This is a genomic window from Microbacterium sp. KNMS (assembly GCF_053851835.1).
Map to the genome: position 1 here is coordinate 21739 of NZ_JBSQBP010000018.1, position 15134 is coordinate 36872.

14 protein-coding genes are annotated in these 15134 nt (G+C 72.8%); 12 read left to right on the plus strand and 2 right to left on the minus strand.

Annotation, left to right across the window (positions count from 1 at the left end; translation table 11 throughout):
• Positions 1 to 31 precede the first annotated feature (31 nt).
• From ACWXWW_RS12025 to ACWXWW_RS12040, 4 genes are all read left to right on the plus strand, one after another.
• Positions 32 to 733: a DUF5819 family protein gene (locus ACWXWW_RS12025; protein WP_310090260.1), complete on the plus strand. Its 702-nt coding sequence runs from the start codon at positions 32 to 34 to the stop codon at positions 731 to 733.
• Positions 730 to 1920, plus strand: a complete 1191-nt coding sequence (locus ACWXWW_RS12030) for an HTTM domain-containing protein (RefSeq protein WP_455970068.1) — start codon at positions 730 to 732, stop codon at positions 1918 to 1920. Before ACWXWW_RS12025 ends, ACWXWW_RS12030 begins: the two co-directional genes overlap by 4 nt.
• Positions 1921 to 1995: 75 nt before the next feature.
• A complete protein-coding gene (locus tag ACWXWW_RS12035; protein ID WP_455970069.1) occupies positions 1996 to 3420 on the plus strand; it encodes a DUF222 domain-containing protein in 1425 nt (474 codons plus the stop codon).
• A 169-nt stretch (positions 3421 to 3589) separates the two neighbouring features.
• On the plus strand, positions 3590 to 5656 hold the full coding sequence (locus ACWXWW_RS12040; protein ID WP_455970070.1) for an acyl-CoA dehydrogenase family protein: 2067 nt from the start codon (positions 3590 to 3592) through the stop codon (positions 5654 to 5656).
• 10 nt (positions 5657 to 5666) lie between these two features.
• Here ACWXWW_RS12040 and ACWXWW_RS12045 read toward each other — a convergent pair whose 3' ends face one another.
• Together ACWXWW_RS12045 and ACWXWW_RS12050 are read right to left on the minus strand one after the other, a co-directional pair.
• Positions 5667 to 7718, minus strand: a complete 2052-nt coding sequence (locus ACWXWW_RS12045) for a SpoIIE family protein phosphatase (RefSeq protein ID WP_455970072.1) — start codon at positions 7716 to 7718, stop codon at positions 5667 to 5669.
• A gap of 10 nt (positions 7719 to 7728) precedes the next feature.
• On the minus strand, positions 7729 to 8286 hold the full coding sequence (locus ACWXWW_RS12050; RefSeq protein WP_271173519.1) for a MarR family winged helix-turn-helix transcriptional regulator: 558 nt from the start codon (positions 8284 to 8286) through the stop codon (positions 7729 to 7731).
• Between the two features lie 84 nt (positions 8287 to 8370).
• Between ACWXWW_RS12050 and idi the strand changes: the two genes are divergently transcribed.
• The 8 genes from idi to ACWXWW_RS12090 are packed head-to-tail and all read left to right on the plus strand — an operon-like array spanning position 8371 to position 15046.
• Complete coding sequence (gene idi / locus ACWXWW_RS12055; RefSeq protein WP_455970073.1) at positions 8371 to 8916, plus strand: isopentenyl-diphosphate Delta-isomerase; 546 nt, start codon at positions 8371 to 8373, stop codon at positions 8914 to 8916.
• Positions 8916 to 9962, plus strand: coding sequence for a polyprenyl synthetase family protein (locus ACWXWW_RS12060; RefSeq protein ID WP_455970074.1), 1047 nt, complete (start codon positions 8916 to 8918; stop codon positions 9960 to 9962). The genes idi and ACWXWW_RS12060 overlap by 1 nt, the downstream gene beginning before the upstream one ends.
• Complete coding sequence (locus tag ACWXWW_RS12065; RefSeq protein ID WP_455970075.1) at positions 9959 to 10831, plus strand: phytoene/squalene synthase family protein; 873 nt, start codon at positions 9959 to 9961, stop codon at positions 10829 to 10831. Before ACWXWW_RS12060 ends, ACWXWW_RS12065 begins: the two co-directional genes overlap by 4 nt.
• A complete protein-coding gene (gene crtI, locus ACWXWW_RS12070) occupies positions 10828 to 12372 on the plus strand; it encodes a phytoene desaturase family protein (RefSeq protein ID WP_455970076.1) in 1545 nt (514 codons plus the stop codon). The genes ACWXWW_RS12065 and crtI overlap by 4 nt, the downstream gene beginning before the upstream one ends.
• Entirely contained in the window at positions 12369 to 12698 is a 330-nt protein-coding gene (locus ACWXWW_RS12075) for a lycopene cyclase domain-containing protein (RefSeq protein ID WP_271173523.1), read from the plus strand. Before crtI ends, ACWXWW_RS12075 begins: the two co-directional genes overlap by 4 nt.
• Positions 12695 to 12997, plus strand: a complete 303-nt coding sequence (locus ACWXWW_RS12080; RefSeq protein ID WP_271173524.1) for a lycopene cyclase domain-containing protein — start codon at positions 12695 to 12697, stop codon at positions 12995 to 12997. The genes ACWXWW_RS12075 and ACWXWW_RS12080 overlap by 4 nt, the downstream gene beginning before the upstream one ends.
• Positions 12987 to 13847, plus strand: coding sequence for a prenyltransferase (locus ACWXWW_RS12085; protein WP_455970077.1), 861 nt, complete (start codon positions 12987 to 12989; stop codon positions 13845 to 13847). Before ACWXWW_RS12080 ends, ACWXWW_RS12085 begins: the two co-directional genes overlap by 11 nt.
• A gap of 32 nt (positions 13848 to 13879) precedes the next feature.
• Positions 13880 to 15046 (plus strand): ferrochelatase, encoded by a 1167-nt coding sequence (locus ACWXWW_RS12090; RefSeq protein WP_455970078.1) that lies wholly within the window; start codon positions 13880 to 13882, stop codon positions 15044 to 15046.
• Positions 15047 to 15134: the final 88 nt, after the last annotated feature.

Sequence of the window (15134 nt, forward strand, 5' to 3'; positions counted from 1 at the left end):
CCCACGACGACGTGTGTACACGCGCGTCGTGATGATCCTCGCGGTGGCCTTCACGGCCTGGCACGTCTTCGCGTCGTTCCTCTGGATCGCGCCGTGGTCGCCGTTGCGCGAGGTCGTCTCGCAGAAGGCGCTCTCGGCGTACATGCTCCCGTTCTTCGGCCAGTCCTGGAGCGTCTTCGCCCCCGAGCCCATCAACGGCGACTACCGGTTCGAGGTCCGCGCGATCGTCGACGGGCAGGAGACCGAGTGGGTCAGCGCGAGCGACGTCGAGCTCTCGATGATCCGCTACAACCTCTTCACGCCGCGCGCCGGCATCCAGGCGATGGATGTCTCGAGCCAGCTCAAGGGCGCCTGGGCCGATCTCAACGACGATCAGAAGGCCGTCGCCGAACTCAACTACTTCAAGGACGACTGGGAGGCGCGGATGTCCGAGGCTATGACGGCGTACGGCGACGCGGAGGTCGTCGACGCGTACGTCGCTCAGGAGCACCGCGCGACCGCCTACGCGACGCAGGTCGCCCTCGCGGTGTGGGGCGACGACGTCGAGCGGGTCCAGTACCAGGCCACGCGGCAGAACGTCATCCCGTTCGCCGATCGCCACGATCCCGAGGCCGAGCGCCCGGCCATCCAGTACTCGCCGACCGGATGGCGCGGGCTCGTGGTGAACGACGGGCAGTCCCAGCAGGCCTTCGAGGACGTCTTCCTTCCCGCCTACGAGCGGATGGCCGAATGAGCGCGCGCGAGAAGGCCGGGATCGCGGATCGCCTCGGCGAGGCGCGCGCGATCGCCGCCCGCACGCCGCGCGCGCTCGGTCGTCTCGTCTCCGAGCTGCTGCGCATCGTGTGGGATGTCGCCCGGCGCGCGTGGCTCTTCACGGAGGCGTGGCTCCTCGACTCCAAGAAGTCGCTCTACGGCATCGCCGTCACGCGCATCCTGCTCGGCCTCACCGGCGTCGGCCTGCTCCTCACGAACTTCTCGACCCGCCTCTACACCTTCGGCTCGGGATCGGCATGGAACGGCGAGGCTGCCGAGCCGGTCAGCGACTTCCCGAAGATCTGGCTGTTCGGACTGTTCGACAGCGTGCGCCTCGACGACGGCCTCTTCACGGCCCTGTACCTCGTGCTGCTCGCGCTGGCCGTGCTGTTTACGCTCGGATGGCGCTTCAAGATCGTGCTGCCGGTCTACTTCGTGATGTGGGTCAGCTTCATCGAGATGAACGACGCCGTGGGCGACCAGGGCGACAACATGTACCGGATCGTCCTGATCCTGCTCTTCTTCGCCGACCCCGCCGCCCGCTGGTCGCTCGACGCCCGTCGTCGCGCGCGAGGCGGCGACCGGACCATCCTGCCGCGCGAGATCAGCAACCTCCTCCACAACCTCGCCCTCGTCGCGATGACGGCGCAGGTCTGCTTCGTGTACGTCTCGGGCGGCCTGTACAAGGCCGGCGGCGACCCCTGGTCAGGCGGCTACGCGGTCTACAACCCGCTCATGACCGAGCGCTTCGGCACGTGGCCCGTGCTGAGCGAGCTCATCACCGCATGGGGCCCGGCGGTGACGATCGCGAGCTGGGGGTCGATCATCCTGCAGATCGCCTTCCCGTTCATGCTCCTATCGCGCCCCACCCGCATCCTGGCGCTCTTCGGCATCATGAGCTTCCACATCGGCATCGGCGTGCTGATGGGCCTGCCGTGGTTCTCGCTCGCGATGATCGGCATCGACTTCATCTTCATCCGCGACCGCACATGGCAGCGCGCGCTCGAGATCGTGAAGGGCAGCTTCCGCAACGACGACGACGCGAAGCGGGAAGCGGCCGCGGAGACCGAGCCCGCACCCGCGGCGGACCCCGTCGCGAGCGACGATCGCGCGGAGCGCGGGCGGCCGGTCGGCGCGGGAGGCGGAGCGCGCGCTCGACGTCGCTAGCGTCGTTATCGATTCGTTACCTGCTGATGATGCGAATCTCTGTACGAATGTCGGGATCCAGAGTAGCATAGTGGCATGGAACGGATGTTCCCCGCGATCGATGAGGATCTGCGGGAGGCCTGCGAGGCGCTCGAGCGGGTGTGCGACCGGCTCGAGCCCGGCGGTGCGGCTCCCGGCGAGCTGTCGTCGCTCCTCGCTCGCTTCGGCGAGGTGAAGCGGAGAGCGGATGCGGGGTTCGCGGCGGTCGCTGCGGAGGTCTCGCGGCAGTCCCGGCGCGAGCTCGGCAAGGACGGGTTCGCGCGCCGGCAGCGGTTCTCCTCACCCGCGGCCCTCATCTCGGCGGAGACCGGGGCCGCGACCGCGGAGGCTGCCCGGCTCATCCAGGTCGGCGAGGCGATCGCGCCGCGCGCCAACCTGGTCGGGGAGACCCTTCCCGCGAAGCATCCGCACGTCGCGGCCGCGATGCGCGCGGGCCTGCTCGGGATGGCGTCCGCCGGCGCGATCATCTCGCTGCTCGACCGAGTGGTGGTCCGCGCCGGAACGGCGGCGTGCGAGCGGATGGAGGAGGTGCTCGTCGAGCACGCGCAGGGCCTCACGAGCGACGCGCTGCGGAAGCTCCTCCTCGAGGCCGAGGCCCGTCTCGATCCCGACGGCGCGGCGCCCCGCGAGGGCGCGGCGCACGCGGCCCGTCGTCTCACGTTCCGCCGCGACCGCGACGGTGGCGTCTCCTTCTCCGGCTGGCTGGACGCGGAGTCCGCCGCACCGGTGCTGACGGCGATCGACTCGTCGGTCACGGGCATCCTGCGGCGCAGAGAGCAGTGCGCCGATGAGGCCATGCGCGACGACCGCTCGGTCGTGCAGATGCAGGCCGACGTGCTGGTCGACCTGGCCCGCCACGGGCTCGGCTGTGAGCAGGTGCCGACGCGGCCCACATCGACCGTCGTGGTGCGGATGGCGCTGGATGACCTCCTCGCCGCGACGGGCGTCCGCCCCCTCGGCGAGGGTGCCGCGGAGGTGCACGTGCCGGGCGAGCCGGACGGGGTCGCGGGGTGCGCGGTCGGATTCGCGACGATCGACGGCGTCGAGCAGCCGGTGACCGCCGGGATGGTGCGGAGGATGGCCGCCGATGCCGACATCATCCCCATGGTGCTCGGCACGGGAAGCGAATGCCTCGACGTGGGCTACCGCTATCGGTCTTTCACTCCCGCGCAGCGCGTCGCCCTCGCGGAGCGCGACGGCGGGTGCGCGTTCTGCGGAGCGCCCCCGGGGCACACGGTCGCGCACCACATCCGATGGTGGTCGCAGGGCGGTCGCACGGATCTCGACAACGGCATCCTCCTGTGCACGCGATGTCACCATCGGATCCACGACGACGGGTGGGAGATCCGGATCGAGGGGCTCGGCCGTGACGGCATCCCGTGGTTCATCCCACCCGCGTGGCTCGATCCGCTGCGCGCGCCGCGCATGGGCGGCCGGGCGCGCTACGCCCTCACCGCCTGAGCGCGGAGGCGGCGGCGGACCACCGTCGTCCGCATCTGTCGCCGACGGACAACGCCGCGGCCGTGCGCCGCCGGGCCGTGCTGTGCGCCCTGGACAAACTCCCGGACGCGTCGTTGTCGAGCGCCTAGCGTGAAAGACATCCTTCCCACCCCGCAGAAGAGGTGTGCCCATGGTCGACACAGTCGTTCGTCCCGCTCAGCCTGGCTCGCGTCCGGTCGCCGCAGAAGCCGACGACGCCCGCATCGACATCCCGGCCGTGACCCGGATGCTCCTCGGCACCTGGGCGGACATCCGGCTCGAGGCGCGCGAGATGATCAAGGACTCGGCGTTCTGGCGCATCGACGGCCTCAGCCACCACGCGCACCGCGAGCGCGTCCTCGAGCAGACGCAGCTGCTGGCGGACGCCGGCGCCGGAGCCCGTGCCTACCCGACCGAGTACGGCGGTCGGAACACGAACGGCGGCAACCTCGCCGGCTTCGAGGAGCTCGTCCTCGCCGACCCGAGCCTGCAGATCAAGTCGGGCGTGCAGTGGGGGCTCTTCGGGAGTGCGGTCCTGCAGCTCGGGACGAAGAAGCACCACGACCGCTGGCTGCGCGACATCATGAGCCTCGAGATCCCCGGCGCGTTCGCGATGACCGAGAGCGGGCACGGCTCCGACGTGCAGTCGATCGGGACCACCGCCACCTACGACCCCGAGACGGAGGAGTTCGTCATCCACACGCCGTTCCGCGGCGCCTGGAAGGACTACCTCGGCAACGCGGCCGTGCACGGCAAGGCGGCGACGGTCTTCGCGCAGCTCATCTCGAAGGGCGTCAACTACGGCGTGCACTGCTTCTTCGTGCCGATCCGCGACGACAACGGGGTCTTCCTCCCGGGCGTCGGCGGCGAGGACGACGGCGTCAAGGGCGGCCTCAACGGCGTCGACAACGGGCGCCTGCACTTCGACCACGTCCGCGTGCCGCGCGAGAACCTCCTGAACCGCTACGGCGACGTCGCCCCCGACGGCACGTACTCGAGCCCGATCGCGAGCCCCGGCCGCCGCTTCTTCACGATGCTCGGCGCGCTCGTGCAGGGCCGCGTCTCGCTCGATGGGTCCGCCACCTGGGCGTCGGGCCTCGCGCTCAAGATCGCCGTCACGTACGGCAATCAGCGCCGGCAGTTCGACAGCGGCACGGGCGCCGGCGAGACCGTCCTCCTGGACTACGCCAAGCACCGCCGCCGGCTGCTCCCGCTCCTCGCGACGACCTACGCCCAGGCGTTCGCGCACGACGAGCTGCTCGTGAAGTTCGACGGCGTGTTCGGCGGCACCGCCGACACCGACGAGTCCCGTGAGGACCTCGAGACGCTGGCGGCGGCGCTCAAGCCGCTCTCGACCTGGCACGCGCTCGCGACCATCCAGGAGTGCCGCGAGGCCTGCGGCGGAGCGGGCTACATGGCCGAGAACCGCCTCGTTACCCTCCACCAGGACCTCGACGTCTACGTCACGTTCGAGGGCGACAACAACGTGCTCCTCCAGCTCGTCGGCAAGCGCCTGCTCTCGGACTACGGAAAGCAGTTCACGGGCAAGGACGCACGGGCGCTCGCGGCCTACGCGGTGGGCGAGACGGCCGACAAGATCTTCCACGGCGCGGGCCTGCGCCGGCTGGGGCAGGCGTTCGCCGACCTCGGCTCGACCGCGCGCTCGGTCGAGCTGGGGCTGCGCGCCCACGACCAGCAGGAGCTCCTCACCGATCGCGTCCAGCGGATGACGGCGGATGTCGCGGGCCGCCTGCGTCTCGCGTCTCGCCTCTCGCCCGCACAGGCGGCAGAGCTGTTCAACGAGAACCAGGTCGCCCTGCTCGAGGCCGCCCGCGCCCACGGCGAGCTGCTGCAGTGGGAGGCCTTCACCGATGCCGTGGAGCGCGTGGAGGACGAGGGCACCCGTCAGGTGCTCACGTGGCTCCGCGATCTCTTCGGCCTCGGGCTCATCGAGAAGCACCTCGCCTGGTACCTCCTGAACGGGCGCCTGTCGACGCAGCGCGCGGCCGCCGTGTCGAGCTACATCGATCGTCTCTGCGCGCGGCTCCGCCCGCACGCTCAGGACCTCGTCGACGCGTTCGGCTTCGAGCCCGAGCACGTCCGGGCGCCCATCGCTTCCGGGCAGGAGCAGGCGCGTCAGGAGGAGGCAGCGGCGTACTATGCGGCCCTCCGTGCCAGCGGCGAGGCCCCGGTCAAGGAGAAGAAGCCCGCGCGCTGACCGCCGCCGGTCAGCGCCTGCGGAGCGCGATCACGGTGAGGTCGTCGTCCGGCGTCCCGTGCGACGCGAGCTCGACGACCGCCTCGACGGCCTCGGGCGCCGAACGCGCCGACGACACCCGGCGCCACACGGGCGCGAGGTCGTCGAGCCCGCCGCCGACCGCATCGAGCACGCCGTCGCTCACGACGAGCAGGGTCTCGCCGGGTGCCAGGCGCTCGGCGCCCGCCTCGCGCTGCTCCTCCGGCGCGATGCCGAGGGGCAGGCCGACCGCGGGGAGGCGCCGGACGTCGCCCTCCGGCGGGACGATCGCCGCGAGCCCGTGGCCCGCGTCGGCGTAGGCGATCTCTCCGGTCGATGCGCGCACGAACGCGCGGAAGGCCGTCACGAAGGCACCGGCATTCGCGAGGTCGGCGTCCATGCGGCGCTCGGTCTCGACGAGCGGCCGCACGACCTCGCCGTCGGCGCTGTGGGCGCGCAGGAGCGAGCGTGTCGTCGCCGCGAGGATCGCCGCGCCCATGCCCTTGCCCATGACGTCCGCGAGCGTGATGACGGCGCCGTCGTCCACCTCGTGCCAGTCGTAGAAGTCGCCGCCCACCGAGCCGGCCGGCACGAAGCGCGCGGCGAGGCTGTAGCCGGGCAGCCGCGGCTGAGCGACCGGCAGGAGGGCCGCCTGCACCTGCGCGGCGCGCTCGAGCTCGGCGCGCTCGAGCGTGACGTCGCGGAGGACGGTGACGACGCCGCCTCCCGCGCGAGCGGGCAGCCGGGCCGTTGTGAACGCGACGGTGCGCTCGTCGGCGACCGGCGGCCGCACGAGAAGCGGCAGGTCCTTGACGTCCTCGCCCGCGAGTGAGCGGCGGAAGGGGAGCTCATGGTCGGCGAGCGGGCTGCCGTCCAGATGGCGGAGGCCCGCGAGGTCGTCCGCGTCGCCTGTGCCTTCCGCGGGCTCGGTGTCGTCGCCGGTCAGGAGGCGCCGTGCGGCGGGATTGCGGACGACGATGCCGCCGTCGCGGTCGACGACCCGCACGCCCTCCGTCATCGTGTCGACGATCGTGCGCAGCAGCTCGGCCTGAGCCTGCGCTCCGTCGCGTGCCTCGCGCAGCGCGGTGGCGAGCGCGTGCCGGTCGTCCCTGTCGAGCGCGAGCGCGAGTCCGATCGTGCACACGAGCACGGTGTAGAGCTGGGCGACCGCGATCTGCGTCGTCGCGTCGTCGAGCCCGAGGAAGGGGCCGATGCCGCTCGCGGTCAGGGCGATCGCGACGACCGCGACGAGGGCCCCGTGTCCGATGACGAACCGCGCCGGGAGGCGCACGCCCGCCCAGCAGGCCAGTGTGAGCAGCGGGAAGACGACGGTCGGCTCGGCGAATCCCGAGAACCAGGCGGCGTGCACGGCGGGGGAGAGCACGAGCACCGCGAACCACTCGAGCGGGCGCGACGCGAGGCCGGCGCCGAGGTCGGACAGGCGGATAATCGGGAGCCCCGCGCGCCGACGACGCACGCTGTCGCCCACCATGAAGCCGAGGGGCACGAGCACGACGATGCTGCCGAGGTTGCGCGCGCACCAGAGGAGGATGACGTTCCACGGCCATCCGGTTCCCGACAGTAGCCCGTCGAGCTCGATGAGCGGCGACGAGATGAGCGGGCCGGCCAGTGCCGCGAGCAGGAACCACCACAGCTCGCGGCGGTCGAGAAGGCGACCGGCGCGGCTGAACCAGACGCGCGGGCAGTGCCGAGCCAGCACCGTGCGGCACACGACGGCCTGCACGACGGCAGCGAGCCCGCCGAGCGCGCTCTGCAGCGGGGCGCCGCCGGTCGCCGAGACGACCGCCCACGTGAGGACCCCCATGAGCGCGAGGTCCAGGGCGATCCAGGGACGCCGCGCTCGCGCGACCATCCACAGCACCGAGACGCCGGCGGCCGGCCACACCATGCTGATCCCGCTGTCGGGCAGCACCGTCAGGCGCCCCGCGATCGCGGCGAGGGCGTACGCGAGGGCGAACCCCGCGAGCAGCGATGCCTCCGAGGCGACCGTCACAGCCATCCGCGCGGGGCGGTTCGCGGTCATGGCGCTGTCCTCACTCCGGGGCGTCGGGGGCGGGCGCGGTGGCCGCGAGTGCCTCGAGGAAGCGGATGACGACCTCTCGCTCGTCGGGCGCGAGGGCCGCGGCGACGTCGAACCTCCGCGCATGCGTGCGACCGACGCTCGCCCGCGCCGATGCCCGCGTCTCCTCGGTCACCTCGATCGCCAGGCTCCTCCGATCGTGGGGGTGGGGGAGGCGCCGGATGTGGTCGCCCGCCGCGAGACGATCGAGGAGCTTGGTGGTCGACGCGGTCGAGATGCCCAGGTGGGCCGCGATCGAGCTCGGCGTCACGACCGCGCCGTGACGCTGCGACGCGATGATGTAGCGCAGGGCGCGCATATCGGTCTCGCCGAGCTTCATGTAGCGGCGCGAGGCCTCGCTCATGGCGCGCTCGGCGTTCCGCCAGGTCTGCAGCGCCTCCAGCACGCGCACGACCTGAGCGAGCTCGTCATCCGTGAGGTGCGCGCGCTGGACGAGCTCCTCGTCGGGATCGATCACGCGGGGATCGAGCATCGAGAACCGCTCGTCGCGGGGCGCGTGGTCTTCTGGCACAGCGTGAGCTTACCCTCCGTCGGAAAATCAGCTATGTTGATTGCTAGCTTAGCTAATAACACGGTGGGAGAGGCGATGCGGACGATGACGGGTCACGACGAGCGGGTGGTGCTCCTCGACGAGGACGGCCGTCCCACGGGCGTCGCCGACAAGGCGAGCGTCCACGGGGCGCGCACGCCGCTCCATCTCGCGTTCTCCTGCCACGTGAGCGATGACGCGGGGCGCATCCTGCTGACCCGCCGCGCCCTGTCCAAGCGCACGTGGCCGGGGGTCTGGACCAATGCCTTCTGCGGTCATCCGGCCCCCTTCGAACCGATCCCGGATGCGGTCGAGCGACGCGCTCGCGAGGAGCTGGGTCTCTCGCTGCGCGCGATCCGGCTTGCCCTGCCCGACTTCCGATACCGCGCGGTCGACGCCTCGGGGATGGTCGAGAACGAGCTCTGCCCCGTCTACCTCGCGGTCGCCGACAGCGAGCTCTCTGCGCGCCCGGACGAGGTGGTCGAGGCCCGATGGGTCGACCCCGCCGACCTCGACGTCGCGCTCGCCGCGGCGCCGTGGGCATTCAGCCCGTGGCTCGTCCGGCAGCGGCAGGAGCTCGTGCAGGCGGGCGCCGCGGCGAGGACGCCGTGATGTCGGCGCTGCGCAGCGCGCCTGAGCGGGTGGAGGACGTGCTCGGCGCCTTCCTCGCCGAGCGGGTCGAGCGCGCGGCGAGCCTGGGGGCGCCCTACGCCCGCCTCTGGCAGCGGCTCGCCGACGCGTCGCGCGGCGGGAAGCGCCTGCGCCCCCGGCTCGTGCTCGCCGCGCACGACCGTCTCGGCGGCAAGGACGACTCCTCGGCGCGGACGGCCGCCGCCGCGCTCGAGCTCCTGCACACCGCCCTGCTTCTCCATGACGACGTCCTGGACGGCGATCTCGTCCGCCGCGGCCGTCCGAATCTCGCGGGGGCGTTCGCGACCGAGGCCATCGAGAGCGGCCTCGGATCCGACGCGGCGACGTCCTGGGGCGCCGCGTCCGGCGTGCTGGCGGGCGACCTGCTCCTCAGCGCGGTGCACGCGCTCGTGTCCCGCATCGAGTCGCCGGCGCGCGCCGCCGTGCACGAGATCGTCGACGAGAGCCTCTTCCTCACGGCGGCGGGCGAGCACGCCGACGTCGGCTTCAGTCTCGGCGCCGTGCCCGCGGACACCGCCGGGATCGTGCGCATGATGGAGCAGAAGACCGCGAGCTACTCCTTCGCCGCTCCGCTGCGCGTCGGCGCGGTCCTCGCCGGCGCCGGGCCGCTCGTCGACGCGGCGCTGCAGCGGATCGGCACGCAGCTCGGCTTCGTCTACCAGCTGCGAGACGACGTCCTCGGCGTCTTCGGCACGGAGGAGCGCACGGGCAAGACCGCTCTCGGCGACCTGCGCGAGGGCAAGCGCACCCTGCTCGTGGCCTTCGCCGAGCCGCATGCGGCGTGGCGCGAGGTCGCGCATCTCTTCGGCCGGCGCTCTCTCGAGGAGGACGACGCCGTTCTGCTGCGCGACGCGATCCGCGCGAGCGGAGCGGCGGACGAGATCGAGCGGCTCATCGCGGAGCAGAGCGCGGCGACGCGCCGCGAGATCGCGGCCGCGCCGATCCCCGACGGGCTGCGGGCGGAGCTGGATGCGCTCGTCGGGCGCTGTGCGGAGCGGGACGCATGACGGCCTTGGACCTCTACACCCGAACGGCGCGCGCGGCGTCGTCCCGCGTGCTTCCCGCCTATTCGTCCTCGTTCGGGCTCGCGAGCCGCCTGCTGCCCCCGCGCGTCCGCGCCCACATCGCCGACGTCTACGCGCTCGTGCGCGTCGCCGACGAGATCGTCGACGGCCCCGCGAGCGAGGCGGGACTCGGCGATGCTGCGCGGCGAGCCGCCCTGGACGAGCTCGAGGGCGAGACGCTGCGGGCGCTCTCGTGCGGGTTCAGCGCGAACCTCGTCGTGCATGCCTTCGCCGACACCGCGCGGCGCACGGGCATCCCCGAGACGCTCGTACGCCCGTTCTTCGCGTCGATGCGGATGGACGCCGACGGCGTCGAGATCGGCGACGAGGCGACGTACCGCGCCTACATCCACGGCTCCGCGGAGGTCGTCGGGTCGATGTGCCTGCGCGCGTTCGCCCAGGAGGACCGCGCGCTCCTCATCGACGACGAGCTCGAGGAGGGAGCGCGGCGCCTCGGCGCAGCCTTCCAGAAGGTGAACTTCCTGCGCGATCTGGCGGATGACCGCGAGCGGCTCGGCCGCTCGTACTTCCCGGGGGTCGACCCGCGCGCCCTGTCGGAGGACGACAAGCTCCGCATCGTCTCCGATGTCGACTCCGACCTCGCCGTCGCGTCGTCGGCTCTGACGCGGCTGCCGGGGCGGTCCCGTCGGGCGACCGCCGCGGCGGCTGGCCTCTTCTCCCGTCTCAACGACGTCCTCCGTGCGACGCCCGCGCGCGAGCTCCTCGAGCGGCGGGTCTCCGTGCCGCGCCGCGTGAAGGCCGCCGTGCTCGTGCGGGCCGCGCTCGACCGCCCGACGGCGGTGCGCGCATGAGCGCGCGCACAGTCGTCGTCATCGGCGGCGGCATCTCGGGCCTCGCGACCGCCGCCCTGCTCGCGGCGGAGGGCGACGATGTCACTCTCATCGAGGCCCGCGACGAGCTCGGCGGTCGCGCGGGCCGGCGCCGCGTCGACGGATTCACGTTCGACACGGGCCCCTCGTGGTACCTCATGCCCGAGGTGTTCGACCACTTCTTCCGTCTCCTCGGCACCACGGCGGCGGAGCAGCTCGACCTCGTGCCGCTCGACCCCGCCTACCGCGTGTGGTTCGAGGGCGACGAGGTGCCGTTCGACCTGCCGGCGCACGGCGCGCGGGAGGCGCTGCGGGCGCTCGATCCCGGCGCTGCGTCGCGGATCGACGCCTACCTCGCCTCGGCCGCGGAGACCTACGACCTCGCCACGGAGCGGTTCCTGTACAGCACGTTCGCGTCGCTCCGCCCCCTGTTCGACACCCGCACGCTCCGGCGGCTGCCGCGTCTCGCTCGCCTTCTGGCCGAGCCGCTCGACCGCCTCATCGCGCGGCACGCCGACGACCGCAGGGCGCGCCAGGTGCTCGGCTACCCCGCCGTGTTCCTCGGGACCTCGCCGTCGCGCGCACCGGGCATGTACCACCTCATGAGCCATCTCGACGTGGGCCAGGGCGTGCTCTATCCGCGCGGGGGATTCGGGACGGTGATCGACGCGATCGCGGCGCTCGCCCGTGACCGCGGCGCGCGCCTGCACACCGGATGGCGCGCCACCGGCATCGAGGTCGCGGCCGGCGCGGTGCGCGCGGTCGAGGCGGAGCGCGCGGACGGCTCTCGCACGCGCCTCGTCGCCGACGTGGTCGTCTCGAGCGCCGACCTGCGGGTGACCGAGAGCCTGCTGCCCTCGCCGCATCGCTCGCGCACCGAGGCCTGGTGGGACCGCCGCGACCCGGGCCCCGGGGCGGTGCTGGCCCTCCTCGGCGTGCGCGGCGAGCTGCCGCAGCTCGCGCACCACTCCCTCTTCTTCACGCGCGACTGGGATGCCGGATTCGACGCGATCTACGGCCCCGCGCGTCGCATCCCCGATCCCGCGTCCCTGTACGTGTGCCGCCCGAGCGCGACCGACGACACGGTGGCGCCGGCCGGCCACGAGAACCTCTTCGTGCTCGTGCCGGTGCCGGCCGACCCCGGGATCGGATCGGGCGGGGCGGATGGCGCGGGCGACGCCGACGTCGAGCGCACGGTCGATGCGGCGATCGACCAGATCGCCTCATGGGCGCGGGTGCCCGACCTGCGCGAGCGGATCGTCGTGCGGCAGACGATCGGGCCAGCGGACTTCGAGCGCGACTTCGGCGCCTGGCGCGGGGGAGCGCTCGGCCCCGCGCACACGCTCCGCCAGAGCGCGCTCCTGCGCGGCTCGAACGCATCCGCCCGCGTCGGCGGCCTCCTCTACGCGGGGGCGACGACGATCCCCGGCATCGGGCTGCCGATGTGCCTCATCAGCGCGGAGCTCGTCGTGAAGCGCCTGCGCGGCGATGTCTCCGCGGGCCCGCTGCCGGAGCCGCTGTGAGCCTCGTCTACCTCGGATGCCTCCTGCTCGCGCTCTCGTGCGTGCTGGCGGTCGACCGGCGCTTCCGGCTGTTCGTGTGGCGCGCTCCCGCGCACGCGGCGCTCGTCCTCGCCACCGGGCTCGTCTTCCTCCTCGCGTGGGATGCCGCCGGCATCGCCCTCGGCATCTTCTTCCGCGCCGAGACCGCGGTCATGACCGGCCTCGTGATCGCGCCCGAGCTGCCCGTCGAGGAGCCCGTGTTCCTCCTCTTCCTCTGCGAGCTCACGATGGTGCTCTTCTGCGGCGCCGACCGACTTCTGGCCGCTCGCGACAGGGGGCGGCCATGACCTACGTCGTCCTGTGCGCGGCGTTCCTCGCCGTCGCCGTGGCCTCCGCCCTGGCACTGTCCGCCCGGCGCCGCCCGCGGCTGAGCGCGGTCGCGCTCGCCGCCGCCGCGCTCGTCGTGCTCACGGCGGTCTTCGACAGCGTCATGATCGCGGTCGGCCTGTTCGCGTACGACGACGAGCGGATCTCCGGCGTGCGGATCGGCCTCGCGCCCCTCGAGGACTTCGCCTACCCGCTGGCGGCGGCCATCCTGCTGCCCGCGCTGTGGGTCGCCCTGAGGAGGCGCCGAGATGATCCGTGACCTGCTGGTCGCATCGCGGCCCCTCAGCTGGATCAACACGGCCTTCCCCTTCGCCGCCGCGTATCTCCTGACCGCGCGCGAGGTCGACCTCGCTCTGATCGTGGGCACCGTGTTCTTCCTCATCCCCTACAACCTCGCCATGTACGGCGTGAACGACGTGTTCGACTACGCGTCCGATCTCGCCAATCCCCGCAAGGGGGGCGTGGAGGGCGCCCTGCTCGCCCCGGCCGCGCACCGCGTCGTGCTCACCGCCGCCGCGGTGTCGTGCCTGCCGTTCGCGATCGCGCTCGTGCTTCTCGGCGGGCCGGTGTCGTGGGGCGTCCTGGCCGTGAGCCTCTTCGCGGTCGTCGCCTACTCCGCGCCGCCCTTCCGGTTCAAGGAGGTGCCGTTCCTCGACTCGCTCACCTCGAGCGTGCACTTCGCGAGCCCCGCCCTCTACGGGATCGTGCTCGCGGGCGCCGCACCCGATCGCGGAGCGCTCCTCGTGCTCGCGGCATTCCTGCTGTGGGGCGTGGCCAGTCACGCGTTCGGCGCCGTGCAGGACGTCGTGCCCGACCGAGAGGGCGGGATCGCGTCGATCGCGACGGTCCTCGGCGCGGCCCGCACGGTGCGCTTCGCGCTCGCCGCGTGGATCGCCGCGGCCCTGCTCGTGCTCGCCGCCGGCGGCACGGCGGCCTGGGCCGCTCCGCTCGCGCTCCCCTATCTCGCGACCGCCGCTCCGTACGCGCGCGTGTCCGACGCCGACTCCGCGTGCGCGAATCGCGGCTGGCGGCGCTTCCTCTGGATCAACTACGCCGTCGGCTTCGCGGTGACGATGCTCCTCATCGTCTTCGCCCTGCAGACGGCCTGAGCCCGACCACCCTCGAACGACAGGAGCACGCCATGACCACGGCATCCGTCCCCTTCGCCTCGCCCGCCGCGCGCGACGGCGCCCCGTACGCGACCGTCCCGCAGCGCTACGACGCCATCCTCCTCGCGGGGTTCGGCGGCCCCGAGGGGCAGGACGACGTCATCCCCTTCCTGCGCAACGTCACGCGGGGCCGCGGGATCCCCGACGAGCGTCTCGAGGAGGTCGCGCACCACTACCGCCACTTCGGCGGCGTGAGCCCGATCAACGCCCAGAACCGCGCGCTCAAGGCCGCGCTGGAGGCCGAGATCGCCCGGCGGGGCCTCGACCTGCCGGTCTACTGGGGCAACCGCAACTGGGCGCCGTACCTCTCCGAGGCCGTGCAGGAGGCCGCCGACGACGGGCGCACGCGCCTCCTCGCGGTCGCGACGAGCGCCTACAGCTCGTACTCGAGCTGTCGTCAGTATCGCGAGGACTTCGCGCGCGCCCTCGACGAGACCGCGCTGGAGAGCGTCGTCGAGATCGACAAGGTGCGGCAGTTCTTCGACCACCCCGGGTTCGTCGAGGCCTTCGTCGACGGGCTCGTCGACGCGATCCGAGGCTTCCTCGCCGACCGGCTCCGAGTGCGCGTCCTCTTCGCGACTCACAGCATCCCGGTCGACGACGCGCGGCGATCCGGCCCTCGTGACCTCGATCTCGGGCCGGGTGGCGCCTACGAGGCGCAGCCTCGCGCGGTCGCCGCGGCGGTCATGGAGCGGGCCGCCACGATCGTCCCCGAGGCGGCCGATGTCCCGTGGGAGCTCGTCTACCAGTCGCGGTCGGGCCCGGCCTCGCAGCCCTGGCTCGAGCCCGACATCTGCGACCGGATCGCCGAGCTGCCCGCGGAGGGGGTCGAGGCCGTCGCGATCGTCCCGGTCGGGTTCCTCAGCGACCACATGGAGGTCATGTGGGATCTCGACGAGGAGGCGCTGCAGGCGGCGGCCGACGCCGGCCTCCGAGCGGTGCGCACGCCGACGCCGGGCGCCGACCCGCGGTTCGTCGCGGGCGTCGTCGACCTCGTGGAGGAGCGGATGGCCGCCACGCCGCGCGAGGAGCGGCCGGCCGCGACGCCGCTCGGCCCGTGGTTCGACGTCTGCCGCCCCGGGTGCTGCGAGAACGTGCGCGCGGGGTTCCGCCCGGCCGCCGCGGGCATCGCGCCCTGAGGCGTGGGCACCTGTGCCCATGCGCTCGCATGGGCGGATCAGGGGGCACAGGTACCCTGGAAGTCCGTGACCGCGCGCCGCCACGCTC